This is a genomic window from Qipengyuania sp. SM2507, assembly GCF_053714505.1.
This window is the reverse complement of sequence record NZ_CM132307.1, coordinates 897,246-922,512: the sequence shown is the minus strand read 5'-3', so window position 1 is coordinate 922,512 and position 25,267 is coordinate 897,246. Positions and strand designations below refer to the sequence as shown.

General features: G+C 66.6%; 26 protein-coding genes. 12 read left to right on the top strand and 14 right to left on the bottom strand.

Translation table 11 applies throughout. The features are described 5' to 3' along the window. Positions 1 to 14: 14 nt before the first annotated feature. Both ACWIKC_RS04430 and ACWIKC_RS04425 read left to right on the top strand, forming a co-directional pair. Complete coding sequence (locus tag ACWIKC_RS04430) at positions 15 to 2,777, top strand: ATP-dependent DNA helicase (protein ID WP_454598920.1); 2,763 nt, start codon at positions 15 to 17, stop codon at positions 2,775 to 2,777. Next, positions 2,774 to 3,313 carry a SixA phosphatase family protein gene (locus ACWIKC_RS04425; protein WP_454598919.1) on the top strand — a complete coding sequence of 180 codons (540 nt, stop codon included), beginning with the start codon at positions 2,774 to 2,776 and terminating at the stop codon, positions 3,311 to 3,313. The genes ACWIKC_RS04430 and ACWIKC_RS04425 overlap by 4 nt, the downstream gene beginning before the upstream one ends. A 7-nt stretch (positions 3,314 to 3,320) precedes the next feature. On the opposite strand, the gene soxR is transcribed toward ACWIKC_RS04425, so the two are convergent. Then, a complete protein-coding gene (soxR, locus tag ACWIKC_RS04420) occupies positions 3,321 to 3,758 on the bottom strand; it encodes a redox-sensitive transcriptional activator SoxR (RefSeq protein WP_454598918.1) in 438 nt (145 codons plus the stop codon). A 116-nt stretch (positions 3,759 to 3,874) separates the two neighbouring features. Between soxR and ACWIKC_RS04415 the strand changes: the two genes are divergently transcribed. Next, the gene (locus tag ACWIKC_RS04415; RefSeq protein WP_454598917.1) at positions 3,875 to 4,282 is read left to right on the top strand and encodes a VOC family protein; all 408 of its coding nucleotides are present in this window, start codon (positions 3,875 to 3,877) and stop codon (positions 4,280 to 4,282) included. Here ACWIKC_RS04415 and ACWIKC_RS04410 read toward each other — a convergent pair. From ACWIKC_RS04410 to ubiA, 3 genes are read right to left on the bottom strand one after another with little or no spacing between them, the layout of a single operon-like run. Further along, positions 4,237 to 4,566 carry an ArsR/SmtB family transcription factor gene (locus ACWIKC_RS04410; RefSeq protein WP_454598916.1) on the bottom strand — a complete coding sequence of 110 codons (330 nt, stop codon included), beginning with the start codon at positions 4,564 to 4,566 and terminating at the stop codon, positions 4,237 to 4,239. The genes ACWIKC_RS04415 and ACWIKC_RS04410 overlap by 46 nt on opposite strands. 46 nt (positions 4,567 to 4,612) lie before the next feature. After that, positions 4,613 to 5,233, bottom strand: coding sequence for an SOS response-associated peptidase (locus ACWIKC_RS04405; RefSeq protein ID WP_454598915.1), 621 nt, complete (start codon positions 5,231 to 5,233; stop codon positions 4,613 to 4,615). Positions 5,234 to 5,242: 9 nt separating this feature from the next. Continuing rightward, positions 5,243 to 6,145 carry a 4-hydroxybenzoate octaprenyltransferase gene (gene ubiA / locus ACWIKC_RS04400; protein ID WP_454598914.1) on the bottom strand — a complete coding sequence of 301 codons (903 nt, stop codon included), beginning with the start codon at positions 6,143 to 6,145 and terminating at the stop codon, positions 5,243 to 5,245. A 121-nt stretch (positions 6,146 to 6,266) separates the two neighbouring features. On the opposite strand from ubiA, the gene ACWIKC_RS04395 reads away from it, so the two are divergent. The 3 genes from ACWIKC_RS04395 to ACWIKC_RS04385 are packed head-to-tail and all read left to right on the top strand — an operon-like array spanning position 6,267 to position 8,779. Continuing rightward, the gene (locus tag ACWIKC_RS04395; protein ID WP_454598913.1) at positions 6,267 to 7,046 is read left to right on the top strand and encodes a 16S rRNA (uracil(1498)-N(3))-methyltransferase; all 780 of its coding nucleotides are present in this window, start codon (positions 6,267 to 6,269) and stop codon (positions 7,044 to 7,046) included. Between the two features lie 41 nt (positions 7,047 to 7,087). Next, complete coding sequence (locus ACWIKC_RS04390; protein ID WP_454598912.1) at positions 7,088 to 8,458, top strand: glutamate--cysteine ligase; 1,371 nt, start codon at positions 7,088 to 7,090, stop codon at positions 8,456 to 8,458. An 18-nt stretch (positions 8,459 to 8,476) separates the two neighbouring features. Then, positions 8,477 to 8,779: a putative quinol monooxygenase gene (locus tag ACWIKC_RS04385; RefSeq protein WP_454598911.1), complete on the top strand. Its 303-nt coding sequence runs from the start codon at positions 8,477 to 8,479 to the stop codon at positions 8,777 to 8,779. Here ACWIKC_RS04385 and ACWIKC_RS04380 read toward each other — a convergent pair whose 3' ends face one another. The 5 genes from ACWIKC_RS04380 to ACWIKC_RS04360 form a co-directional block, all read right to left on the bottom strand. Continuing rightward, on the bottom strand, positions 8,780 to 10,144 hold the full coding sequence (locus ACWIKC_RS04380) for a methyltransferase family protein (RefSeq protein WP_454598910.1): 1,365 nt from the start codon (positions 10,142 to 10,144) through the stop codon (positions 8,780 to 8,782). It lies immediately after the preceding gene. Positions 10,145 to 10,198: 54 nt separating this feature from the next. Then, positions 10,199 to 11,536 (bottom strand): outer membrane protein assembly factor BamB family protein, encoded by a 1,338-nt coding sequence (locus ACWIKC_RS04375; protein ID WP_454598909.1) that lies wholly within the window; start codon positions 11,534 to 11,536, stop codon positions 10,199 to 10,201. A gap of 34 nt (positions 11,537 to 11,570) precedes the next feature. Then, positions 11,571 to 12,389, bottom strand: coding sequence for a tetratricopeptide repeat protein (locus tag ACWIKC_RS04370; protein WP_454598908.1), 819 nt, complete (start codon positions 12,387 to 12,389; stop codon positions 11,571 to 11,573). A 156-nt stretch (positions 12,390 to 12,545) separates the two neighbouring features. Further along, positions 12,546 to 13,706, bottom strand: coding sequence for a glycosyltransferase family 4 protein (locus tag ACWIKC_RS04365; RefSeq protein WP_454598907.1), 1,161 nt, complete (start codon positions 13,704 to 13,706; stop codon positions 12,546 to 12,548). Next, positions 13,703 to 14,587 carry an alpha/beta fold hydrolase gene (locus ACWIKC_RS04360; RefSeq protein ID WP_454598906.1) on the bottom strand — a complete coding sequence of 295 codons (885 nt, stop codon included), beginning with the start codon at positions 14,585 to 14,587 and terminating at the stop codon, positions 13,703 to 13,705. The genes ACWIKC_RS04365 and ACWIKC_RS04360 overlap by 4 nt, the downstream gene beginning before the upstream one ends. A gap of 89 nt (positions 14,588 to 14,676) precedes the next feature. On the opposite strand from ACWIKC_RS04360, the gene ACWIKC_RS04355 reads away from it, so the two are divergent. Both ACWIKC_RS04355 and astD read left to right on the top strand, forming a co-directional pair. Further along, positions 14,677 to 16,083, top strand: a complete 1,407-nt coding sequence (locus ACWIKC_RS04355; protein ID WP_454598905.1) for a protein adenylyltransferase SelO family protein — start codon at positions 14,677 to 14,679, stop codon at positions 16,081 to 16,083. A 126-nt stretch (positions 16,084 to 16,209) separates the two neighbouring features. Further along, positions 16,210 to 17,622 (top strand): succinylglutamate-semialdehyde dehydrogenase, encoded by a 1,413-nt coding sequence (gene astD / locus ACWIKC_RS04350; RefSeq protein WP_454598904.1) that lies wholly within the window; start codon positions 16,210 to 16,212, stop codon positions 17,620 to 17,622. 13 nt (positions 17,623 to 17,635) lie between these two features. On the opposite strand, the gene ACWIKC_RS04345 is transcribed toward astD, so the two are convergent. Further along, entirely contained in the window at positions 17,636 to 18,349 is a 714-nt protein-coding gene (locus ACWIKC_RS04345) for a hypothetical protein (RefSeq protein WP_454598903.1), read from the bottom strand. A gap of 210 nt (positions 18,350 to 18,559) precedes the next feature. Then, complete coding sequence (locus ACWIKC_RS04340; protein WP_454598902.1) at positions 18,560 to 19,096, bottom strand: glycine zipper 2TM domain-containing protein; 537 nt, start codon at positions 19,094 to 19,096, stop codon at positions 18,560 to 18,562. A gap of 181 nt (positions 19,097 to 19,277) precedes the next feature. Between ACWIKC_RS04340 and rarD the strand changes: the two genes are divergently transcribed. Further along, entirely contained in the window at positions 19,278 to 20,186 is a 909-nt protein-coding gene (gene rarD, locus ACWIKC_RS04335) for an EamA family transporter RarD (protein ID WP_454598901.1), read from the top strand. On the opposite strand, the gene pyrC is transcribed toward rarD, so the two are convergent. Next, a complete protein-coding gene (gene pyrC / locus ACWIKC_RS04330) occupies positions 20,183 to 21,253 on the bottom strand; it encodes a dihydroorotase (RefSeq protein WP_454598900.1) in 1,071 nt (356 codons plus the stop codon). The two genes, rarD and pyrC, sit on opposite strands and share 4 nt — an antisense overlap. A 39-nt stretch (positions 21,254 to 21,292) precedes the next feature. On the opposite strand from pyrC, the gene ygfZ reads away from it, so the two are divergent. Next, on the top strand, positions 21,293 to 22,033 hold the full coding sequence (gene ygfZ, locus ACWIKC_RS04325) for a CAF17-like 4Fe-4S cluster assembly/insertion protein YgfZ (RefSeq protein ID WP_454598899.1): 741 nt from the start codon (positions 21,293 to 21,295) through the stop codon (positions 22,031 to 22,033). Here ygfZ and ACWIKC_RS04320 read toward each other — a convergent pair. Next, entirely contained in the window at positions 22,017 to 22,616 is a 600-nt protein-coding gene (locus tag ACWIKC_RS04320) for a TetR/AcrR family transcriptional regulator (protein ID WP_454598898.1), read from the bottom strand. The two genes, ygfZ and ACWIKC_RS04320, sit on opposite strands and share 17 nt — an antisense overlap. Before the next feature lie 32 nt (positions 22,617 to 22,648). Here ACWIKC_RS04320 and ACWIKC_RS04315 point away from each other — a divergent pair, with 32 nt between their 5' ends. Beyond that, complete coding sequence (locus ACWIKC_RS04315; RefSeq protein WP_454598897.1) at positions 22,649 to 23,614, top strand: metal-dependent hydrolase; 966 nt, start codon at positions 22,649 to 22,651, stop codon at positions 23,612 to 23,614. An 88-nt stretch (positions 23,615 to 23,702) separates the two neighbouring features. Further along, positions 23,703 to 24,596, top strand: coding sequence for a metal-dependent hydrolase (locus ACWIKC_RS04310; protein WP_454598896.1), 894 nt, complete (start codon positions 23,703 to 23,705; stop codon positions 24,594 to 24,596). Between the two features lie 13 nt (positions 24,597 to 24,609). On the opposite strand, the gene ACWIKC_RS04305 is transcribed toward ACWIKC_RS04310, so the two are convergent. Further along, positions 24,610 to 25,164 carry a GNAT family N-acetyltransferase gene (locus tag ACWIKC_RS04305; protein WP_454598895.1) on the bottom strand — a complete coding sequence of 185 codons (555 nt, stop codon included), beginning with the start codon at positions 25,162 to 25,164 and terminating at the stop codon, positions 24,610 to 24,612. Positions 25,165 to 25,267: the final 103 nt, after the last annotated feature.

Sequence of the window (25,267 nt, the reverse complement as noted above, 5' to 3'; positions counted from 1 at the left end):
TAGCGTTTGCGCCCATGGCGAATACCCTCCCCCTTCCCGCGCTGCATGCCAGCCATGCCGGGACCTGGCTGCGCGATGCGCCGCAGGTTGCGGGCGGCGCCACACGCGGCTGTTCGAAGGGCGAGGCGGTGATGGCGGCGGCGGATACCCCGCTGCTGGTTCTCAACGCGCCGCTGGTTGCGAGCCGGCTGGGTTATCCCGACCTCTCGGGGCTCGACCTGCTCGAGCTGTTCGCCTTCGTCCATCCAGCCAAATTCTGCGTGCCGACCCCCAAGGGGATCGCCCATGCGCTGGGACTCGAGGAACCCACCAGCGACGATGCGGTGCCGCTGCTGCTCCAGCGCGCGGGCGCCGCGCTGGTCGAGATGTGCGAAAGCGCGGACTGGGCCGAGCGCGAGGGGGCATGGTCCTCGCTCCAGTCGCTGGCGCGGCTGCGCTGGCCCTGGGCGCAGGTGCTTGCCCCCCATATCCGCCAGCCCGAACGCGCCGAGAAATGGCTGTTCGCGCGGCTGCCCGAATGGGAGGAAGCGCCCGAACGCCCGCAGCCGCAGCAGGTCCTTCTCGACGAGCTCGAGGTCGAGGGCCAGCTCGAGCGGCTGACCGGCGAAGGCGCGGAGCGGCGCGAGGGGCAGCGCCAGTTCTCGCGCGGCGCCGGGAGCATCTTCGCCCCGCGCGACAAGAACAAGCGCCCGCATGTCCTGCTGGCGCAGGCCGGGACCGGGATCGGCAAGACGCTGGGCTATCTCGCCCCCGCCTCGCTCTGGGCCGAGCGTTCGGGCGGGACGGTGTGGGTCTCGACCTATACCAAGAACCTCCAGCGCCAATTGCGCCAGGAAAGCTCCCGCGCCTGGCCCGGAGCCCGCCCCGACGGATCGCCGCCGGTGGTGGTGCGCAAGGGGCGCGAAAATTACCTGTGCCTGCTCAATCTCGAGGATGCGCTTCAGGGCGGCTTCAGCGGTCGCCCCGCAGTGCTGGCGCAGCTCGTGGCGCGCTGGGCCGCCTACAGCAGCGATGGCGACGTGATCGGTGGCGATCTACCCGGATGGCTTGGCACGCTGTTCCGCAAGCGCGGGATCGCGGCGCTGACCGACCAGCGCGGCGAATGCATCTATGCCGGCTGCCCGCATTACCGCAAATGCTTCATCGAGCGCAGCGCGCGCGCCGCGGCGCAAGCCGATCTGGTGATCGCCAACCATGCGCTGGTGATGGTCAACGCCGCGCGCGGGCGCGATATCTCGGGCCGACCGACGCGGATAGTATTCGACGAGGGCCATCATGTCTTCGACGCCGCCGATTCGATCTTTGCTGCCGGGCTGACCGGGAACGAGGCGATCGAGCTGCGCCGCTGGATCGTCGGCCCGGAACGAACCAGCCGCGGGCGGCGGCGCGGGCTGGCGGCGCGACTGGCAGATGTCGCGAGCTACGACGAGGCCGGAGGCGAGGCGATCGAGGCCGCGGTCGAGGCGGCGCAGGCGCTGCCATCCGAAGGGTGGCTCGGGCGGCTGGCCGAGGCCATGCCCGCAGGGCCAGTCGAGGCGCTGCTCGCGCAGGTCCGCACCACCACCTATGCGCGCGACGAAAGCGGTCAGGAGGCGGGCTACGGCATCGAGACCGAAACCGCGCAACTGCCCGGCGAACTGGTCGAGGCGGCGGGAGTGGCGGCGCAGGCGCTCGCCGCGATCCGCCAGCCCTTGCTCAAGCTGGGCGGACGGCTGGAGGCGGTGCTCGAGGACGCACCCGACTGGCTGGACGGCCAGGGCCGCGCGCGGATCGAGGGCGCGCGCCATTCGCTCGCCTGGCGGATCGACCTGCTCGCCGCCTGGGAAGCGCTGCTTGCACGGCTCGGCGGCCCGGCGGACCCCGATTTCGTCGACTGGCTGGCAGTCGATCGCAGCGATGCGCGCGAGTTCGACGTGGGCATCCACCGCCACTGGCTCGACCCGATGAAACCCTTTGCAAAGGTGGTGCTCGAACCGGCGCACGGGGTGATGCTGACCAGTGCCACGCTGACCGATCGCGACGAAAGCGGTCCCGACTGGCCCGGAGCGATCGCGCGCAGCGGGGCGCCGCATCTCGATCTCGTGCCGCAAACCGCGCAGTCCGACAGCCCGTTCGACTATGCCAGCCGCGCCGAGGTGCTGATCGTCACCGATATCAAGCGCGGCGACATCGCGGCGCTGGCGGGCGCCTATTCGCGGCTGATCGAGGCATCGGATGGCGGGGTGCTGGGGCTGTTCACCGCGATCCGGCGGATGCGCGCGGTCCATGGCCGGATCGCCGACCGGCTCGCCCGCGCAGGCCTGCCGCTGTATGCGCAGCATGTCGACCCGATCGACACCGGCACGCTGACCGATATCTTCCGCGACGATCCGCGCGCCAGCCTGCTGGGCACCGATGCCCTGCGCGACGGGGTCGATGTCCCGGGCCGGTCCTTGCGCTGCGTGGTGATGGAAAGCACGCCCTGGCCGCGCCCGACCATCCTCCACCGCGCGCGCCGCGCCGCGGCGGCGGGCGAACCGGGCGGCGCCAAGGGTTTCGACGACAGGATCATCCGCTCCCGCCTCGCGCAAGCCTTCGGGCGGTTGATCCGCAGCCGCGAGGATTCGGGGCATTTCGTGGTGCTCTCCGCAGCATTCCCCACCAGGCTGCTGTCGGCCTTCCCCCCCGGCGCGCCGGTCATACGGCTGACACTCGAAGAGGCTTTACAGCGGGTCGCGCAAGGTGTTGGAGCGCAAGCCGATATCGGCGCGGCACAGGAACAGGCGGACACGCAGTGAAGACTCTCGGGCTCATCCGCCACGCCAAGTCCGACTGGTCGGATTCGGACAAACGCGATTTCGATCGCGGGCTCAACGCGCGCGGCAAACGCGGGGCGCGGCTGATGGGCAAGCATATCCGCGCGCAGGGGACCGGATGGGACCGGCTGGTCGCGAGCCCCGCCGAGCGGGTGAAGATGACGCTCGCCGAAGCGCTGCCCGAACTCGAACCGCAATGGGACCGAAGGCTCTATCTCGCCACTACCGAGACGATCTGCGAGGTGATCCGCGAATCTGGTGGCGATGGCGATGCATTGCTGCTCGCGGGCCACAATCCGGGCCTCGCAGATATGATCCTCCAGCTGGTCGCACCAGGCAATGAGAACGACCTGTTCGACGAAGCCAAGGCCAAGTTTCCCACCGCCAGTTTCGCGGTGTTCGAGCTCGAAATCGAGGATTGGGCGGATATCCGAGAGGGCTGCGGCACGCTGGTGCATTTCACCCGTCCGCGCGACCTCGATCCAGAGCTTGGGCCCGAGCTCGGCTCCGAGGACTGACCCCCGGCTAACGCAGGATACGCGGCCCGGGGCCACCCTGCGCCGCAACGTCATCGGGATTATAGAGCTTGCAGGTCTTGAGGCTGAGACAGCCGCAGCCGATGCAACCGTCGAGATTGTCGCGCACCGCCTGCAATTGCGCGATCCGCCGGTCGAGACCGCCGCGGATCGCCTCGCTGATTTTCCACCAGTCGAAACTGCTTGGAGTCCGCCCCTTGGGCAGAGCGCGCAGATGTTCGCCGATTTCCTCGAGCGAGAGCCCCAGACGCTGGACGATCAGGATGAAGCTCAGCCGGCGGATGTCGCTGCGCAGGAAGCGGCGCTGGTTGCCCGCGGTTCGCAGCGGCTCGATCAGACCCTTGTCCTCGTAGAAACGGATCGCTGAGACCGAGAGGCCGGTGCGGCGCGCCAGCTGGCCGATCGAAAGGAGGTCGGTTGCGTTCATGGATTTCGGCACTAGCGCATTTAAAGCTTGACCTCAAGTTAGCTTGAGGTCGTATCGGTATGGGCATCGTTTCCGAAGTGGCCGCACGGTGCGGCTCGCATCCAGGGAGAATGCCGATGCCCATGGGTTATCTCGAACACGCCAATATCTCGGTCACCGACCCCGACCGGAGCGCCGCGCTGCTCATCGCCATGCTCGGTTGGGAGGAACGCTGGCGCGGTCCTTCGCTCAAACACGGTCGATCCGTCCATGTCGGCAACAAGGACTGCTACCTCGCGCTCTACACCGGTGAGCATGTGCGCGGCGAATACACCAAGGGCCAGCCGCTCAACCATATCGCCTTCGTGGTCGACGATCTCGATGCGGCCGAAGAGGTGGTGAAGGCGCATGGGCTCGAGCCCTTCGGCCATGACGATTACGAACCCGGGCGGCGGTTCTATATCTTCGACTGGGACGGGATCGAATTCGAGATCGTGAGTTACGAAGCCGAAGCTTCCACACGAGACCCCGCGACCGGGACCTGATAGCCGGCCAGCGCGCCAAGCGGCACCGTCTCGAATTGCCCCAGCCAGCGCCGCGCCAGTTTGGCCAGCGGCATCGGGTTGAGATAGTGCCGCTTGCAGCGCCCGTCGCGGTGGCTGGCGACCAGTTCGGCGGCCTCGAGCACGGCGAGATGCTTGGCCACCGCCTGCCGCGTCATCGGCAGGCCCTCACCCAATTGCCCCAGCGTCAGCCCGCCCGCCTCGCTCAGCCGGTCGAGCAGCTTGCGGCGGGTGGGGTCGGAAAGCGCGGTGAAGGTGTCCGTCATGACGTCAGGCTAGGCAGCACAACGCGATTCGCTCAAGCGGCGCGGGTTACAGCAGCGCGACTTGTCCACGGCCTGACCAGGGCTCGCCGGTCCGGTCGATCGCGAGGTCGCCCCTCCAAGCGGTGCACAGCGCCCTTGCCTCCTCGGGCGCTCCCGCGGTCCACAACGCGTAGTCATCGCGCGCCAGCAGCACCGGCATCCGCGAATGAACCGCTGCGGCGGGCCCTTCGGAATCCGTCATGACCATCGAATAGACCGCCCCCCATTCGTCGCTCGGGCGCCAGATTCCCGCCACCGCGAAGAGCTCCTCGCCTGGCACGTTCATCCAGCTGCGGGTCTTTCCGCCCGCAGGCCCTTCCGCCTCGGCCCAGGCGGTTAGCGGGATCAGGCAGCGCCGCTGTTCGAAAGACTGGCGCCAGAAGAAGCCGTCGAGCTTGTCGGTGCGCGCGTTGTTGACCGGCTTGGGCTTGAGCGGCTGGCCTGTCTTGCCCTTGCGCTGCAGCGGGAAGCCCCAGACCATGCTGCGCAAATTTCCCTCCGCCACCACCAGACCGGGATAGCCGGGAAAGACCTCGTCGACGAAATTGGCGCCACCGAGCGAGTCGACGGCATCGAACCATGCTGCGACCTCGGCCTTGTTCTTGGTCATCCGGTAGAGATTGCACATCGCCCGGCCTCACGCATTCCCGACGACGAAGCAGGCCGCCGCGACCACCGCCCCGGCCCAGCGGTTCGAGCGGAAGCGCTCAAGCGGATTGGCGGGGTCCTGCGGATCGAGCGTCACCACCTGCCACGCCAGATGCCCGGCGGCGGGCAGCAGCGCCAGCAGCGCCAGCCAATCCGCGCGCAGCAGCCAGAAGCCGAGCGCCCACAGCGCCACCGCCCCGGCGTAGAACAGCGCCACCCCCGGCTTGACGCTCGCGCCCAGCCGCAGCGCGCTCGAGCGGATACCCACCAGCGCGTCGTCCTCGCGGTCCTGCAGAGCGTAGATCGTGTCGTAGCCCACCACCCACAGCACCGCGCCGCCATAGAACGCCGCGAGCGCATCCCAATTGTCCGCGCGCAACTGCGTCCAGCCGACCAGCAATCCCCAGCTGAACACCAGCCCGAGCCAGGCCTGCGGCCACCAGGTGATCCGCTTCATGAAGGGATAGGCGGCGACCATGGCGAGGCTCGCCAGCGCGACGACCTGAGCGAGCGAACCAAGTTGGAGCAGCACCAACAGCCCGACCGCGCACAGCGACAGCAGCCAAAGCCAGGCGACCTTCCTGGACACCCGCCCGCTCGCCACCGGGCGCGCGGCGGTGCGTGCCACCTGCCGGTCGAGATCGGCATCGACGATGTCATTGTAGACGCAGCCCGCCCCACGCATTGCGATCGCGCCAAGCAGCAGCCAGGCCAGCAACACCAGTTGCCAGCCCGCGCCAGCCAGCCAGACGCCCCAGACGCACGGCCAGAACAGTAGCCACCAGCCGATCGGCCGGTCGAAACGCGCCAGCTGCGCGAGATCACGCGGCACTTGCGGCAGCCGCGCGACCAGCCCGCGATGCTCGCTGTCGGGGACGATGTTTTCGCTCATAGCGCAATGCCGTAGCCAATTTGCTCGGCCCCGCGAAGGCGGGGGCCCCGCTTTCTTCGGCGCGACGGTTGAAAAGCAGCGGGATTCCCGCTTTCGCGGGAATGACGTTAGAGGAAACGACATGCCCGCAACCCCCGCCTGGCCCCCGAAGAGCGCGCCGCGCCTGTTCGTCGCCGATCCGCTGCACCCCGGCGCGCCAGTCACGATCGAGGGGCCGCAGGCGCATTACCTCTCGCGGGTCATGCGCGTGGGCGCGGGCGATGCGGTGGTGCTGTGCGACGATGTAACCGGTGAATGGGCCGCGCGCGTGGTCGAGGCGGGCAAGCGCAGCGTAACGCTCGAAGCCGTCGACCTGCTTCGGCAGCGCGAGGCGGTCCCCGATGTCTGGCTGTGCCCGGCGCTGATCAAGAAGGACCGCTTCGACGAGGTTCTGGAGAAGGCGACCGAGCTCGGTGTCGCACGAATCGCCCCGGTGGTGACCCGCCGCTGCGTCGCCGACAAGCTCAACCCCGAGCGCGCGCGCGCCATCGTCACCGAGGCCGCCGAGCAATGCGCGCGCACCGCGCTCCCCGAGCTCGAGGCGCCGGCAAAGCTCGAGGCGCTGCTCGCGGCCTGGCCCGAAACCCGCACGCTCTATTTCGCCGACGAAAACGGCGGCACGCCGCTAGCCGAAGCGATCGGCAACACCGCGTCCGCCTGCGCCGGGTTCCTGATCGGCCCCGAAGGCGGTTTCGACGACCAGGAGCGCACCGCGATCCGCGCGCTCCCGCAGGCCGTCCCCGTCTCGCTTGGCCCCCGTATCCTGCGCGCCGAGACCGCCTCGCTGGCCTCGCTGGCGATCTGGATGGCGCAGGCGGGCGATTGGAGTGATCGGGACAATCATCCGAACCGGGGCGAATAAAGGGCTGGCGCGTCGCAGGGGGACTGCCTAACGCGCGACTCATGAGTACCCGCAAGGCTTCCGAAGACGAAGATCCCATCATCGAAAGCCGCGACCAGCTGGTCGCGCCGCTGGCCAATGGCGAGAAGCCGAAAGCCGACTGGCGGATCGGCACCGAGCATGAAAAGCTCGTCTTCCACCGATCGGATCACCGCGCTCCCTCCTATGACGAAGATGGCGGCATCCGCGACATCCTGCTGAGCATGCAGGAATTCGGCTGGGAGCCGGTCGAGGAGAACGGCAAGGTCATCGCGATGCGCGGCGTGGACGGTGCCGTCAGCCTCGAACCCGCCGGCCAGCTCGAACTCTCGGGCGCGCCGCTGGAAAACCTCCACGAAACCTGCGCCGAAACCGGACGCCATCTCGAACAGGTCAAGGCCATCGGCGAACGCTGCGGGGTCGGTTTCCTCGGTCTGGGGATGTGGCCCGACAAGACCCGCGCCGAGTTGCCGGTGATGCCCAAGGGCCGCTACGAGATCATGATGCGCCACATGCCGCGGGTCGGCACGATGGGGCTCGACATGATGCTGCGCACCTGCACCATCCAGGTCAATCTCGACTATTCCTCCGAAGCCGACATGGCGAAGAAGTTCCGCACCGGGCTCGCGCTCCAGCCGCTGGCCACCGCGCTATTCGCCAATTCGCCTTTCACCGAGGGCAAGCCCAACGGCTACCTCTCCTATCGCAGCCATATCTGGTCGGACACCGACCCGCAGCGCACCGGGATGCTCCCCTTCGTGTTCGATGAGGATTTCGGCTACGAGCGCTGGGTCGACTACATGCTCGACGTGCCGATGTATTTCGTCTTCCGCGACGGCAAATATATCGACGCGGCGGGGATGAGCTTTCGCGACTTCCTCAAGGGCGAACTGCCCGCGCTGCCGGGCGAACTGCCACGCGAGGCGGACTGGTGGGATCACCTCTCGACCGCCTTTCCCGAGGTCCGGCTCAAGAGCTTCCTCGAGATGCGCGGTGCCGATGGCGGCCCGTGGAACCGCATCTGCGCGCTGCCGGCCTTCTGGGTCGGGCTGCTCTACGAGCAATCCGCGCTCGATGCGGCCTGGGACCTGGTCAAGGACTGGAGCGTCGAGGAACGCGAGACCTTGCGCAATGCGGTGCCCAAACAGGCGCTCGACGCGGCGCTGCCCGGCGGCGGGCGGCTGCAGGACCTTGCAAAGGAAGTGCTCGCGATCGCGCGCAGCGGTCTTTCGGCGCGCGCGCGGCTCAACACTTCGGGCGACAACGAGACCGGTTTCCTCGAGACCCTCGACGAGATCGTCGCGAGCGGCAAGGTCCCGGCGCAGCGCCTGCTCGATCTCTATCACGGGTCTTGGAACGGCGATGTGAGCCAGGTCTACAAACAAAGCTTCTGACAACGAAAGAACGGCGCGATGATCCAGATCAATGGCACCCTCAAACTGGCTCCCGAGACGCTCTCCAAGGGGCGCGAGGCGATCGTCGCCATGGTCCGCGCCTCGCGCGCCGAGGATGGTTGCATCGAATACGGCTTCGCGCAGGATCTGACCGACCCCGATGTGCTCTATCTGGTCGAACGCTGGCGCGACCGCGCGGCGCTCGACGCGCATTCGGCCTCGCCGCACATGGCGCAGTTCAAGCGCGCCATGGCCGCCAATCCGGCCACGGAACGCGATCTGCGCATCTTCGAGACCGACGACGGCCTGCCGCTGGGGTGATTATTCCGCTGGTTGCGTCCTGGGGGTGAACCGGAGACCCAGAATCGCGCGCGATAACCGGGTCAGCGGGGCGGTGATCAGGCCGTGTTCGCCCATCCAGGCATGGTATTCCCGGTATTTGGGGTCTTCAAGCAGCAGATGTGCTTCCTCGGTGCGCGCGCGCCAATAATAGATTCCATTCACGCACAGCAGGCAGAAGACGTTGCGGATCGCATCGACCGGCGATCCGGTGGTGACCAGAAAGGGCATCACCGAACACCACCAGAACAGGTTCTTCGAGACATAGGCCGGGTGGCGGGTGAAGCGGTAGGGGCCGTGGGTGATCACCCCGCGATAGGTCAGGTTGGAAAAGCGCAAGCCAAAGGCGAAGGTCGCCCAGGCGTACATCGCGGTGAGGAACACCAGCCACGCCGCCCAGACCCACAGCAATGTCTCGCTGCCTGCGAACCAATAGGCCCAGTCGCGGGTATTGGTCTCGTAATTGAGCACCAGACCGTTGCCGATGATCCCCCAGACGAAGGGCGGATAGCAGATCAGCGCCGCCAGCCAGCCCGCCAGAAAGGGATTGCCGCTGCGGATATGCGCATCGAGCGGGCGCATGGTGACGATATAGCCGATCGTGCCGATCTGGACGTCGATCACGAACATCAGCTGCAGGAGCGTCACGCCCAGCCGCACCGGATCGTCGGCAATCGCGCCGAAATCGGCGTTGACGATCCCGACGAAACCGGGAGGCAGGATCGAGATCATGAAGGCGGCGAAGAAGCCCTTGATCAGCCAGGCGCGCCAGTGCTTCTTGACCTCCTCGAGATCCCATTCGCCGCGCCCGCTCAGCAGCGCGCCGAAATGCCAGGCATGGTCGCGCGGCTCCACCAGCACGCGGTCGAGCCAGACGACGTAGGGGATCGAGAGCAGTGCCAGCGGGATGATGCTGACCGTGAGCACCGACATCGCGAATTCGTAACTGCCGGTCCAATACCAGCGCGAGACGCAATAGAGCCCGGCGATGATCGCCCAGGTGGTCCAGAGCCCGGCGATCTTGGTGACACAGCGCGCGAGATCGGGTTTGCGGGTGCGGGCGAGCGACCAGTCTATCCCGGTGGAGGGACGTCGGTGGACCTTGTCGACCAGCAGCGACCACGCCACCATCGGCAGGCAGGCCACCACCAGCCCGGTCAGAACCGCATAGGCGCCGTCCATCCGTTCGCGCGGGCCGGGCAGATCGAAAGCAGCGCTGATTTCAGGCCAGTGGCGACAGAACGCGAACCAGCCAAGCAGACTGACCACGCCGAGCACACCGACCATGGGCGAAACATCGCTGACCGGGCGCGTCGCCGGAACCTGTGGTGTCGAAAGCGCGGTCATGTCCCCCGTTTCATAGCGGGACAATGGTTAACGCGACGCAAAATTCGCGCTTTCTCAGCGGAAGGCGGTGATCCGGCCGCTATCGTCTATCACGTAGAGCGTGTTGTTGGCGACGATCGGCGGCAGCGTGACGGGCTGTTTCAGCTCGTGGAACAGCGTAGCCGAGCCCTCGCCCGCGCCGATCCGGTAAATCTGGCCTTCGGAATTGACGGTCCAGAGATTGCCGCCGGCGAGCACGGGGCCCTGCCAGTAGATCGGGCCTTTGCGGTCTTCCATGTCGCGGAATTCCGGCAATTGGGTGAGCCAGCGCACCTTGCCGGTCGAGCGGGCGATCGCGAGCAGACGGGCATCGTCGGTGAGGGTGAAGATCCACTCGCCCGAAATCGCGGGGGTCGAAATACCCGCGAGGTTGAGTTCCCAGATCCGCTGTCCGGTGACCAGTTCATAAGCCGCCATCCGGCCGCCCTGGCCCAGCGCATAGACGCGGCCATTGTCGATGATCGGATCGGCGTCGATATCGGTCAGCGAGCCGACCGAGGTCGAGATGCTTGTCCGCGCCAGTGCGTCGGCCCACAGTGTGCGCCCGTTTTCGTAACGATAGGCGACCAGCTCGCCCGAGCTGTAGCCGGCGATGACCGTGCCCTGCCCCGCCGCCGGAGCCGCGACGCCGAAGACACCCGCCTGAGTGGCGGAGGCCGATTCCTGCCACTGGAGCTTGCCGGTCTGGGCGTCGAGCGCGAAGATCTGGTTATCCTGCGTCATCACGAAGACCGAATCGAAGGCGAGCGTGGGCGCCCCGCGCAGCGGGCCCGCAGGCCGCACCTTCCACAGCTCGTTGCCGGTGGCGGCATCCATCGCGAGAACTTCGCCCGCGCCATTGGTGCCGTAGAGGCGACCATTGAAGTAACTGACCCCGCCACCGAAGGCGACGTCCTGGAGATTGTTGGCAAGCGCCGAATCGCGCCTCCAGACCGACGCGCCGGTTTGCGTGTCGAAGGCAGAGACATTGCCCGAGGTGTCGACGACATAGAGCCGCCCTCCCCCAACCACTGGCGCGGCGCCAAGCCGGCGGCGGTTGCTCGAGCCGGCGACCGTGGCGGTCCAGACCGGGCTGGGTTGCGCGGCCAGTGCGACATGGCCTTGGTTCTTGCTCGCGGTGCCGCCGCCCTGGGCCCATTCGCTGTTGACCTGTGCCGGAGGCAGAACCACCGAAACGCTCGCAAGCGCGGGATCGATCTCGGCTCCGGTCTCGATCCGCGACAGGATCGGCGTACGATCGCCCAGGCTCGGGGTGGTCTTATCGTCCGAACCGCCGAAAAGACCGCCGCTGCAGGCGGACAGTCCGGTGACGAGCATCGCGGCAACGCCGGCGCGGATCGTGGCTTTGGTCATGCTGTGGATCATCGCGTGGTTTTCGCTTTCTCAATCATGGTGCGGGCTGCGCCGTAGGCGGAGCAGCCTGGCCGTTCGCAGCCGGTTCCTGACCCACTCCCTGCGCTTCGAGCAGCGCGTCGACATCCTCGATCGCATCGACCCCGAGCACTCCGGCCATCTGGCGCGAGCGCGAGCGCAGGCTTTCGGGCACGTCCTCCGCTTTGGCGATCTCGGCGAACAGCGCACCCGCCTCCTTGCGCTTGCCCTGCTCGAGATAGGCCATCGCGACCAGTTCGCCCGCGCTGCCGAAGAAAGGTTCGCCGGGCACTGCCAGCGGCTGGAGCGCTGCCACGACCGCAGCCTTGTCCATCGTGTCGAACCCGGTGGCGACCTTGCGGATCAGCGCCAGATTGCGCAATTCCTCGGGTGCGCCGGTGTCGTTGGCCAGCGTGTCGAAGATGGCGACAGCATCCTCGGTCCGGCCCTGCTGGGCGGCGATGCCGCCGCGTAGCATCTGGGCGTTGGCCGCCGCGGCATCGCTGCCGTCGCCGGCCAGTTCCTCGAGCGCGTCATAGGCGGTCTGGAGATTGCCGGCCTCGACATTGTCGAGCGCGGAAACCAGCGTTTCGGAGCGCGCCTCGGCCGCTGCGCGCTGGCTCGGTTGCCACCACAGCAGATAGGCGGCCAGCGCGGCGATCAGAAGCACCACCAGCGCGCCCAGCGGCTTGCCGTAGCGTTCGCCGAAATTCGCCAGATCGCCCTGCCGCACCGCATCGTCGACTTCGCGCATCAGCGCAGTTTCCTCGGCGTCCTTGCGGCGCTGGAGCTTTTCCTGGTGGGTTTCTGTGGTGGTTTTTGGAGGTAGGGCCACGAGCGGCTGAGTTCCCGTTCAAGTCAATCGTTCGGCGGCGTCCTTAGGACGCGCGCCCAGTTAGGGCAATGGTTTCGGCCCGCTCCGGCGCTCCTGTCCCCGTCGGCGTGAACCTTGGCTGAAAGAGATTGCACCCGCCAACGCAGCCACGACGGTTCAGAACCCGTCCTTGCCCGCTGCCCGCATGGCACTGGAATAGAGGCGGCGATAGGCGGCCAGCATCTTCGCCTCGTCGAATTCCACCCGGGCCTTCTCGCGGTTGGCGGCACCAATCTCCTCGCGCAGCCGCTTGTCGATCGAGAGCGTGACCAGCTCGGTCTCGAGTGCCTCGTCGTCGGGGGTGGCGGCGAGATAGTTGCGGTTGGCATCCGAGACCATCTCGGCGATGTCGCCGACCTGCGGCGCAACCACCGGCCGCCCGGCAGCCATCGCCTCGACCACGGAAAGCGGGAATTGCTCGCTGTCGCTCGACAGCGCGAAGATGTCGAACAGGCCGACGACCCTGGCGGGTTCGGCCACTGCGCCGGGCAAATGGACCCGGTGGTTGATCCCCAGCCGGTCGGCCTCCGCCTCGATCGCAGCGCGTTCGGGACCCTCGCCGCAGATCACCAGATGCCAGTTCTCGGGCAGCGGCGCGAAGGCGCGGACCAGCCGCGGCAGGTTCTTGACCTTGCGCAAGCCGGCGAGCGTTCCGACCCAGTTCTCGCCCGGTCGCTTGAGCAGGCGGCGGATGGCATCCTTGTCAGGCTTCTTGGCGAAGGCCTTGGTATCGATGCCATTGGCGATCCGCTTCACCCGGCCGAGCGGCTGCTGCCAGTCGACCAGCGCGATCTCCTCGAGCTGTTCGGAGGGCACCACCAGCCCCGCCGCTTTCCCCAGCGCGATCCGGCGGTACCAGGTGCGACGCCGCTTGCGCCGGACCAGCTCTTCCTCGTCGAAACCATCCTCGTGATGGATCAGCGGCGGCAGGTCGTAGGCCTCGGAGAACAGCGTATGCGCCATCACCGCATCCATCGCGCCCCAATTGTAGGTCAGGACCAGATCGTAGCCGCGCATGGCGCGCGCCAGCCTGTTGAGCCGGCCCGGCATCGGCAGGCCCTTGAGCGAGGGGAATTCGGGTTGCAGCGTCACCGCGATGCCCCGATCGATCCGCGCGGCGGCGCCGGTCTCCTCGGGCTCGGCGGAGACGATCGTGTGGCGCAGAGCCGGGCCGAAGCCGTTGATCAGCTGGACCGTGCGCAGCTCCTTGCCGCCCGGGGCAAAGGTGGAATGCAGGTGCAGGACATGCGGCTTTGCCGCCGCCGGCTTGGCACTCATGCGATCTCGGCCAGCAGCGCGTCGATCGCCGCCCGGGTCTCGGGTTCGTCGAGCGTCGGGGCGTGGCCGGTGTCGGGGACGACTAGCGTTGTCGCTTGTGGAATTCGACGTTTCATCTCGGCAAAGGTGTCGGTCGAAAACAATGTCGAATCACCGCCCCGCACCAGCAGCACCGGTCGCCCCGCCAGCGCTTCGTAGGCGGGCCACAGATCGGGCGGCACCGCCGCCGCATCGCTCTCGGCATCGAGGATCGGGTCGGCGATCTTCATGTCGTAATCGAAGGCGATCCGGCCATTGCTGCACAGCGTCATCCCGCGCTTGGCCATGGCCAGCCAGTCCTCGGTGTCGAAGGTGGGATGCGACTGGCCATGCACCTCTTCAAGCGCGCGGGCGGCGTGCATCCAGGTCGAGAAGCTGCGCCCCTGACCGATATAGGTCTTGATCTTGTCGAGCCCTTCGCTCTCAATCACCGGTCCTATATCGTTGAGCACGACCCCGGCGATGCGCTCGGGCGCGAGCGTCGCCAACATCATCGTCATCAGCCCGCCCATCGAGGTGCCGATGGCGACAAAGCGCGCGATGCCCTCCTGCTCCAGCAGGGCCAAGACGTCGGCGACATAGGTCGGCACCGTGTAGGTCGCGCTGTCGGTGGCGTAATCGCTGTTGCCGCGCCCGCGCATATCGGGGGTCAGGACCCGCCAGCCCGCCGCGGACAGATGCTCTGCCAGATGTGCGAAATCGCGGCCGTTGCGCGTCAGCCCGTGCAGGCACAGCACCGGCGGACGACCCTCGGTACCCGGCACCTGGCTGGGGTAATCGCGGAAATGCAGCGTCAACCCGTCGGGGCTTTGCCAGCTCTTCTCGGAATAGGGCTTGTCCATGGGAGGAATTGTCGTCCGTTTCGCTGCCTGAGGCGTGAGTTGCGGCACCCGGCCTTGCGCCCGGTCGCCCTAGCGCCCACTATTGCTGCATGCGCGAAGAACCGCAAGCAGCGAGCTATCGCGCCGATACGCCGATCGCCGCGCTGGCCGAGTGGCTGGGCGATCCTGTCGTCCCCGCCGATTTCCCGGAAACCGTGTTGCGGTTCCGCAACGACCGCGCGGCGGCCGAGGTGGGACTGGACGGTCTGGACGAGCCGCAATGGCTGCAGCATTTCGGACGCTTCGCGCCGCTCCCCGACAATCTCCCGCAACCGCTCGCGCTGCGCTACCACGGGCACCAGTTCCGCGTGTACAATCCCGAGATCGGCGACGGGCGCGGATTCCTCTTCGCCCAGTTGCGCGATGCCGCAGGGCGGTTGATGGATCTGGGGACCAAGGGATCCGGCCAGACGCCATGGAGCCGCGCGGGCGACGGGCGGCTGACGCTCAAAGGCGCGGTGCGCGAAATCCTCGCCACCGAAATGCTCGAAGCGCTGGGCGTCTATACGTCGCGCACCTTCTCGGTGATCGAGACCGGTGAGAAACTGCAACGGCATGACGAACCTTCGCCGACCCGCTCGGCAGCCATGGTCCGGCTGAACCACGGCCATATCCGCATCGGCAGCTTCCAGCGGCTGCTCGCGCTGGAGGAGCAGGGCCACATGGCGGCACTGGTCGATTATTGCCTGGGGCAATTCCCCGGCCCTCCCCCGCCCGCCGACGCGCCGGGACGCGACGAGCCCGCGGTGCGGCTGATGCATCAGGTGGTCGAGCGCATGGCCGATCTGGCCGCGAGCTGGATGGTCGCGGGCTTCGTCCATGGCGTGCTCAACACCGACAATATGAACATCTCGGGCGAGAGTTTCGACTACGGCCCGTGGCGGTTCCTGCCGCGCTGGGATCCGTCATTCACCGCCGCCTATTTCGACCATTCGGGCCTCTATGCCTTCGGACGCCAGCCCGAGGCGCTGCACTGGAATTGCGGACAGTTGGCGGTGTCGCTGCGGCTGCTTGTCGATGCCCCGCCGCTGATCGCCGCGCTCGAGCGCTTCGGCGACCTCTATATGGCGGCCGTGGGACGGCGCTGGTGTTGGCGGCTGGGCGTAGCAAGCCGCGGCGTCGAAAAAGATACGGCGCTGGTTGCCGCCTGCGAAAAACTCCTGGTCGAGAGCGACGAGGCACCCGACATTTTCTTCCACCGCCACCGCGGTGGACGCGAGGCTCGAGGGCCTCTCGCGGAGGCATTGGCAACCTACGAGGCCAGCGATACCGACTCGCATCCCTATTGGAACGATCCCGCGCCTCAGACTATGCTGGTCGACGAGGTAGAAGCGCTGTGGTCGGCGATCGAGCGGCAGGACGACTGGCAGCCGCTGGAGGATAAGATCGCGGCTATCCGGAGAATGGGCGAAGCCCATGGCGCTCCTCCGCCACCCTCAGGCCATCCGGCGATTTGACCCACAGAGGATTTCTACTCACTAGCGCTTGGCTATCGGTTGCCTCCCCCATTAACGTTTCTGGTGCGTTGAGGGTATAATGCCAGAGCAATTGTAGAAATACGACATCACGAGGTTTCGAGAACAGTGTCCGACAGGCAGATCATCTCCTACCAGCCCGCGACGGGCGAAGAATTGTGGCGCGGCGATATCGGCAGTGTCGATGCTTGCGTCGAACGCGCGCGCGCGGCCTTGCGAGACTGGGCCCATCAGTCGCTCGGCCAGCGGATCGAACTGGTCCGCCGCTTCGCCAATGAAGTGCGCAAGCAGACCGAGCCTTTCGCGGCGCTGATCGCGCGCGAAACCGGTAAACCCTTGTGGGAAGCCCGCACCGAGGTGGAGGCGGTCATTGGCAAGGTCGAGATTTCCATCACCGCCTATGCGGAGCGAACCGGCCAGAAGAAGCTCAACAGCGCGCTGCAGGGCAATGCCGCCGTGCGCCACAAGCCACATGGCGTGATGGCGGTGCTGGGCCCGTATAATTTCCCCGCCCATCTGCCCAACGGCCATATCGTGCCCGCTCTGATCGCGGGCAATTGCATCATCTTCAAGCCGAGCGAGAAGACCCCCGCGGTGGGCGAATTCCTCGTGAAATGCTTCCACGCCGCCGGGTTCCCCGAGGAAGTGGTGCAATTGCTGATCGGCGGGCCCGAGGAAGGCAAGGAGCTGGTCGCGCATTGGCTGGTCGACGGGGTGCTGTTCACCGGCTCGGCGCGCGCGGGCGTCGCGATCAACCGCAAGCTCGCGACCGAACCGGGCAAGATCGTCGCGCTGGAGATGGGCGGTAACAACGCCATCGTCGTCACCGACACCCCCAAGTTCGACGATGTTGCCGTCACCATCATCCAGTCCGCCTTCACCACTGCCGGCCAGCGCTGCACCGCCGCGCGGCGACTGATCGTGACCGATTCGATGTATGACGAGATCGTCCCGCGCGTGAAGGCGCTGGCAGAGCGGTTGATCGTCGGCGAACCTTTCGCCGATCCGCAGCCCTTCATGGGGCCGGTGATCGACAACCAGACCGCAGACCTGCTCACCGAAAGCTTCGTCGCGCTGATGAGCCGCGGCGCCAAGCCGATCCTGCACATGAAGCGCCCCGAGGAGGACAAGCCGTTCCTCACCCCCGGGATTCTCGACGTGACCGACATGCACGAACGCCCCGATGTCGAGCTGTTCGGTCCGCTGCTGCAGGTGGTTCGCGTGCCCGATCTCAACGAGGCGATCACCGAAGCCAACATGACGCGCTATGGCCTCTCGGCCTCGCTGGTCGGCGGCACGCCGCAGGACTTCGAGATGTTCTGGAACGAGATCCGCGCCGGGATCATCAACTGGAACCGGCCGACCAATGGCGCATCCTCGGCTGCGCCCTTCGGCGGAGTCGGCCTGTCGGGCAATCATCGCCCGGCGGCCTTCTATGCCGCGGATTACTGCGCCTATCCGGTCACCAGCACCGAGATGCAGCAACCGCGCGCCAGCCTGGGTGTCGGGCTCAAGGAATGAAGCCCGGCGGCCCTTAGGGCGTGCTGGTGACGAGATCGATCTCGGTCACGCCCGATGGCAGCCGACGACCGTAAACCACGAAGGCATTCTCGCCGCTGGTCCCGCTGAGGATATTGTCGCCACCGGCTTTCACGTGCTCGGCCGAATAACCATTGGCGAGCGCGCGGGTGTGGTAAAAAGCCAGCACGTCGGCGAGCGGCACCGGGGTCAGGAAAGACACCACGCGCAGCGCACAGCCGCCTTCGTCCGTACCCGCTGCTTCCTGCGTGTTGCCGCGCGGATAGACCGGGAATGTCCCGGGCAGCTTGGCGGCCCAGGCGGTGGTGTATTCGACCCGCGATTCGCAATTGGTCCCACCCGGGGTAACCGCCGCCTGCGCCGCCTTCTGCATAGCCGGGGTCACCGTTTGAGCCGCGCCCAGATCGCGCGGCGCCGGTACGGGGCGCAGTGCATCCGCCCCGCCGACGAGTTCCGCCGCGCGGGTGCGCGCCGCCGAGATCGCCTCGGGCGTGCGGTTGATATTGGGCAGCGAACGATCGCCCGACCCGGAGAGCGCAGCGTTACCTTGATTGCTTCCGGCAAGGTCGGGGTCGGTCATCAGATCGCCGTTGAGCGCCTGCTCGCTCGCCGGATCGAGATCGCCGGTCGCCTCGGTATCCTCGGGTTCGTCGCTGCAGGCGGCCAGCAGGGCAAGCGGCAGGGCGAGTGTGGCAAGGGTAAAGCGCATCGGGACAACTCCGGCTGATAATTCGGGGCGATCCATACTCCAGCGCTGGCAGGCTTGACCAGATGCCCGGCATCCCTTGCGCCATTGCGGGACGGATGCACGGCAATCATGAAGACGCCGCAGCTCTCGGAATGAGAGCTACGGCGCCTTCCGCGGCCCGGTGGAACCGCGTTTCGACCGGGGTGGGCCCGGACGAAACTGGGTGACGATTTAGCCGCAGCGGGTGCTGGAGCGATCGATCTCGCGGCCGAGCAGGGCACCGCCCGCCGCACCGAGGATGGCGCCAAGCGTGCGATCGCCGCGTCCGGCAACCTCGTTGCCGATCAGCGCACCGACGCCGGCACCGATCAGCAGACCGGTCGTGCCATTGTCCTTGCGGCAATAGTAGCGCCCGTCATTGCCGCGCCAGATGCGCGTGTCGCGGCGGACCGGCTGGCCATAATTGGCGGGGTATTGGTCGTAATAGGCCGGCGCACGGCCCCGGCCCTGATAGCGGTCGCGGCGGTCACGGCGATCGTAACGATCATCATCGTCCCGGTCATACCGGTCTCGTCTATCGTAGCGATCACGGCGCTCGGGTCGGTGATCGAAGGTCAGGTCGCCATAGGCGCTCGCACCGGAAAAATTCTGGGTGGTGGACGTGCCCGTAGCCGAGAAATGGGTGGCAGGCGCGGCTGCGGCGGGAGCGGAAAGTGCGAGGCCGGTGGCAGCGAGAGCCACTCCGGCGAGAGTGAATGATTTGGCCATGTGACAGTCCTTTGCTTCCAGCGAGCGGTCAGTGATGCCGCTCGATGTGTTCAGCAATAAGGTTGCGAATATGAACAGCATGCAACCAACCTGTCAGGTCGCGATTTTTTCCGACGAATTGAGCGGGCCCTCCCGCAACATGCGGCTTGCGGCCCCGCGCGGGCGGCCCTAGCCGCCGCGAATGAACCAGTCAGAGAACGAGTCGCGGCCCTCCGGGTTGCCCGCCGCGATCGGCGCCTATGTGATCTGGGGATTCCTGCCGCTCTACCTGCTGCTGGTGAAGGTCGTGCCGCCGTTCGAATTCGTCGCCTGGCGGATCATCTGGACGCTGCCGATCTGCCTGCTGATCGTCTGGGTGCGCCGTCAGGGGCCGCAACTGCGCGCCGCCATCGCCGATTCGAAGAGCCTGCGCTGGCTGCTGCTGAGCGCCTCGCTGATCGCGGTGAACTGGGTGGTCTATGTCTGGGCGATCCAGAACAACCATGTTTATGCCGCGAGCCTTGGCTATTACATCAACCCGCTGGTCAATGTGCTGCTGGGCACGCTGCTGCTGGGCGAGAAGCTCAACCGCGCGCAATGGGCCGCGGTGGGGCTGGCGGCGTTGGGGGTGGCGCTGCTGGCCGAGGGCGCGCTGACCATGCTGTGGATCAGCCTGACGCTGGCGTTCAGTTTCGGCGTCTACGGAATGGTGCGAAAGCAGGTGCCGGTGGGGTCGCTCCCCGGATTGACCATCGAATCGGGCCTGCTGCTGGTCCCCTCGATCGGGGTGGCGGGCTGGTATGCGGTGCAATCGGGCTCGTCGTTCGCGGTCAGCCCGCAATTGAGCGGCGCAATCGTGCTGGGTGGAGTGCTGACCGCTATCCCGCTGCTGATGTTCGCGGTTGCCGCCAAGCGGATGCCCTATTCGACGCTCGGCTTCATCCAGTTCCTCGCACCCAGCATCGTCTTCGTTTTGGGACTCACCGTGTTCGAGGAACCGCTCAAGCCGGCGCAGGCCGCCTGCTTCGGCTTCATTTGGGCCGCGGCGGCGATCTTCGGCTGGGACATGTGGCGCCGCAGCAGGGCGCCCAAGCCGCCCGGCCCCGTCTAGACGACCAGCCGCCAGCCCAAGGTCTCGCCCGCGTGGAAGGGGACGATCGCGGCCTCGCCCCCGTCGACCTCGTCGGGAACCGGGCTCGGGACGCGCTCGAGGGTCACCCGCTCCTCGTTCACCGGTAGCCCGTAGAAGCGCGGTCCGTTGAGCGAGACGAAGGCCTCGAAGCGGTCGATTGCATTTTCCTCGTCGAACACCGCAAGATAGCTCTCGAGCGCGAAGGGCGCGTTGAAGATGCCCGCGCAGCCGCAGGCGGATTCCTTGTCTTGGCGGTGATGCGGCGCGCTGTCGGTGCCGAGGAAAAATTTGGCCGAGCCTGAAGTCGCAGCGCGGCGCAGCGCCAGCCGGTGCGCCTCGCGCTTGGCCACCGGCAGGCAGAACATATGCGGACGAATGCCGCCCACGAGGATCGCATTGCGGTTGATATGGAGATGCTGCGGGGTGATCGTCGCGGCGACCTGCGGACCGGCGGCTTCGACGAAATCCACCGCCTGTCCGGTGGTGATATGCTCGAAGATCACCTTCAAGTCAGGCATCCGCGCGACAAGCGGGGCAAGCACGCGGTCGATGAACACCGCCTCGCGATCGAAGATATCGATATCGGCGTCGGTCACTTCGCCATGGATGCACAGCGGCATACCGATTGCCGCCATCCGCTCGAGTACCGCATCGAGGCGGCGGATATCGGTCACCCCGCTCGCCGAATTGGTGGTCGCGCCGGCCGGATAGAGCTTGGCTGCGGTGAGCACGCCTGAACCGAATCCGCGTGCCAGATCCTCGGGATCGGTGTCGTCGGTGAGATAGGCGGTCATCAGCGGTGTGAAGTCGAGCCCTGCCGGAACCGCCTCCAGGATCCGCTCGCGATATGCCGCCGCCATCGCGGTTGTTGTCACCGGGGGCGAAAGGTTGGGCATCACGATCGCGCGGGCGAACTGGCGCGCAGTGTGCGGGACGACGGCGCGCATCGTCGCGCCATCGCGGAAATGGAGGTGCCAGTCGTCGGGCCGGCGAATGGTGAGGGAATCGGGCGCGGCCGAGGAAGAAGGAAGGGAGGTATCCGTCATGGGGTTTGCCTATGGCGCGCACCGCCCTATCTGTCACCCATGCCCTCAACCCGCCTGTTCGACCGTGCCGTGATCCGGCTCACCCCGCAATCGGATGAGGAGGATGTCGCAAGCTTCCTCCAGGGACTGGTCACCAACAATGTCATGGGAAGATTGCCAGCCTATGGCGGGCTGCTCTCCCCGCAAGGCAAGGCGCTGTTCGATTTCATCGTCTGGCCCGCGGGCAACGGCCAATTGTTGATCGATTGCGAGAAGGACGCCGCCGACGAACTCGCCAAGCGCCTTTCGCTCTATCGCCTGCGCCGCAAGATCGCGATCGACGTGGACACCGCAGTCGCGGTCCATTGGGAAGCGCATCTGGGCGATGGCGCGGTCCCCGATCCGCGGCTCGCCGATCTAGGCCAGCGCTGGCTTTCCCCGGTGAGCGAGGAGGATAAGGCAGCCGATGCCGACTGGCTCGCCCATCGCCTGTCGCTGGGAGTGCCCGAGGGTCGCTCCGAGCTGGGCGATACATTGTGGCTCGAAACAAATGCAGTCGAGCTCAACGGAGTCGCATTCGACAAGGGCTGCTACATCGGCCAGGAAAACACGGCGCGGATGAACTGGCGCCAGAAGGTCAACCGCCGGCTGGTGGTGGTTCCGCTCGATCGGTCGGAGGAGAAGCGCCGCCGCGCCGCCTATCCCGCGCTGGGCTATGCGGTGGATCACCTGCGGGTTGCCGATCTCGACCCCGCCACGCTGCCAGATTGGCAGCGGTCGGCGGTCATTCCGGCTGACTGAGCCCGGGGACCGAACTCAGCAGCATCTGTTCGGCGCGGTCGCGCGCCGCGGTTTTGGACAGGCCGAGCGAACGCGCCAGCGCGGCGCCGATCAGCGCATCGCCCATCGCCATCAGCACCAGCGCCAGCGTCTCCTCGTGGACGCGCATGATCTCCTCGTGCGATTGCGCTTCATCGGGAGCGATTTCGTCGACCAGCTCGTGGATGGTCTCGACGATCGGGGTCAGCGCATCCTCGTTGCCGGTGAGGATCATCCAGCTTGCCAGCGCGCCAGCGCCTTCCTTGTCGAAGGCATCGAAGGTGAGATCGACCACCTGCCGCGGCGAGCCCTGCCCCGCCCGGCTCGCCATGACTGCCTCAGCAATGGCATCGCAGACATTGGCCGCGAGATGCCCGGCGAGCGCCTTCTGCAGCCCGGCGGCCGATCCGAAATGGTGGAGCAAATTGGCATGGGTGCGCCCAATGCGCGCACCCACCGCCTTCAGGGTGATCGATTGCGGACCCGTCTCGATCAGCAGCGTGCGAGCCGCCTCAAGCGCGGCTAACCGCGACTCTTCGGGGCTTAGGCGTTTACGGCTTGCCATGGATTCGTATCCCTAATAGATTCTTAACCATCATGGTAAACCGAGATAGCTCCCTCGATCCCGATCCGGGCCTAGAACGCAGTCGTTCGGACGACAAGCGGCCTGACGGCGCGCTGTCCAACGACGGAACGCAGGACAGGCTGCAAATCGCCACCCGCAGTGCCACGCCGGAACAGCACGCGCTGATCGTCCGCGACCAGCGCTTCGACCGGCAACACAAGACCGCGCGCTGGTGGCATACCAACGACCCCGTTGCCACCGCATGGTACAATTCGGTCAGCGCCAGCCTGCCGCGCGGCGAAGCCTTCTTCATCGATACTCTCAAGGCCTTCCGCGCCGATCTCCCGCCCCGGCTCGCCGCCGAGGTCAAGGCCTTCACCCGGCAGGAGATCAACCACACGCGCGAGCATGTAGCGTTCAACCGGCTGGTCCAGGATCACGGCTACGATGTCGAAAGCATCGATCGCGGCATCCACGAGATGCTCGCGCTGACCGCGGGCCGTCCGCCCGAATTCAACCTCGCGATCACCATCGCGCTCGAGCATTTTGCCGCGATCATCAGTCGCCACCTGCTGGCGCATCCCGATTATCTCGCGGGCGCTGACCCGGTTGCCGCCGATCTCTGGCGCTGGCACGCCACCGAGGAGATCGAGCACAAGGGGCTCGTCTACGACGTCTGGCTCCACGCGACGCGCGACTGGAGCGCGTGGAAGCGCTGGAAGGTCCGCTCGCTGATCGCGGTGCTGATCACGCGCAAATATTTCGGCAATCGGGTGCGCGATGCGATCGGCCTGATGATGCAGGACGGGTTCGACCGCCGCACCGCACAGCGCAAGCTGCGCGCCTTCCTGTGGTGGAAGCCCGGGATGATGCGGCGGATGTTCTTCGAATGGGCGGCCATCCTCAAGCCGGGCTTCCACCCCTGGCAGCACGACGACCGGGCGCTGATCGGGCTCCACGACAGTCCCTATTCCGACGCGTTGATGCCGGCCGAGTAGGCCGCCAGCCAGGACCACGAGGCTTTATTGACATTAATGTAAGTAAGGGCTAGTTCTCTCGCTGTCACTCAAGCGACGGAGCCGTTCCATGAACGCACCTACCCAGTTCGATGCCGCTTCCTCCAAATCCAGGAGCATGCGCCCCGCGCCGACTCCCGAGGGCCTCGAGATCACCATCCGCGACGAGCGCTTCAACCGCGAATCCACGCCGCGGCGCTGGTGGGCGGGCGACGCTTTCGGCACCGCCTGGCACAACGCGCTCTCGGCCACCTTCCCGCGCGGCGAGGCGTTCTTCATCGAAGCGGTGAAGGCGCATCGCGCCGGCGCTGATCCCAAGCTCGACGGCGAGATCCGCGCCTTCGTCCGCCAGGAAATCAACCACACCCGCGAGCATATCGCCTTCAACCGGCTCGCCGAGGATGCCGGCTACGACATCGCCAAGATCGACAAACGCGTCGAACAATTGCTGGCGCTGACCAAGGGCCGCCCGCCAATCGCCAACCTGCTGGTGACCATGGCGCTCGAGCACTACACCGCGATGATGGCGCATGAATTCCTCGCCAATCCGAGCCATTTCGAGGATTCGGACCCCGAAGTGCGCGCCATGTGGCGCTGGCACGCGGTCGAGGAAATCGAGCACAAGGGCGTCGCCTATGACACGTTCGAGCACGCAACCCGCGACTGGACCCCGTTCCGCCGCTGGATGCGCCGTTCGGTGGTGATGCTGATCGTCACCCGTCGCTTCCTCACCAACCGCTGGATCGACTCGATCGACCTCTTGGCACAGGACGGCATCACCGGCTGGAAGGCGCGCTGGGGACTGCTGAAATATCTCACTGTCACGCCGGGCGTGCTGCGGCGAATTTTCCCCGCCTGGCTGAGCTATTTCCGCCCCGGCTTCCATCCCTGGGATCACGACGATCGCGCACTGATCGGCAAATACGAGGGCGAGTTCGAAGCCGCGCTGATGCCGGCGGAGTAAGGCCCCACCGGCGCTAGGCTGCGTCGAGAAGATCGACCCCGGCGGCGTCGGCTTCCTGATCGAGATCGATCGCGAAGCACGCCACCCGTGCATCGTGCCCGCGTCCGCGACTGAATCGCTCCGCGGTCTCACCGGTGGGCTTGAACCCGACCTTGAGCAGCACCCGCCCAGAGGCGTGATTGTCGACGAAATGCGCCGCGCTCACGCGGCTCCAGCCGATCGCACGCGCCACGGCGAGCGCCGCGCGCGCCGCTTCGGTCGCCAGACCGCGACCCCAGAATTTGCGCGCGATCCAGTAGCCCAGCTCGTATCCACCGTCGGTCGCGGGGTCGAGCCCGACACAGCCGACGATCGGTGCACTGGGCAAGTCCGGCAAGGTGACAAGAAACCGAGCTGTTCCCGGAGCAGCGCCGCTCAGCGCGAACTCGCGTGCATCCTCAAGCGTATAGGGCCACGGCGCACGGGCCAGGTTGCGGACCACGCCCTCGTCATTGATGGCTGCGTAGATCTCCGGCGCGTCTTCGGGCCAGATCGGACGCAGCATAACCCTCTGGCTGCGATGGAACATCGGACTTCTCCCCGGTGTGTCCTTGCGCGTTTCCGCTAGGGAAGGCGCATGACAGTTTCGCTTCCGCAGACCGTTTAATCCGCGGCTTTTCTAGGGAGAAACG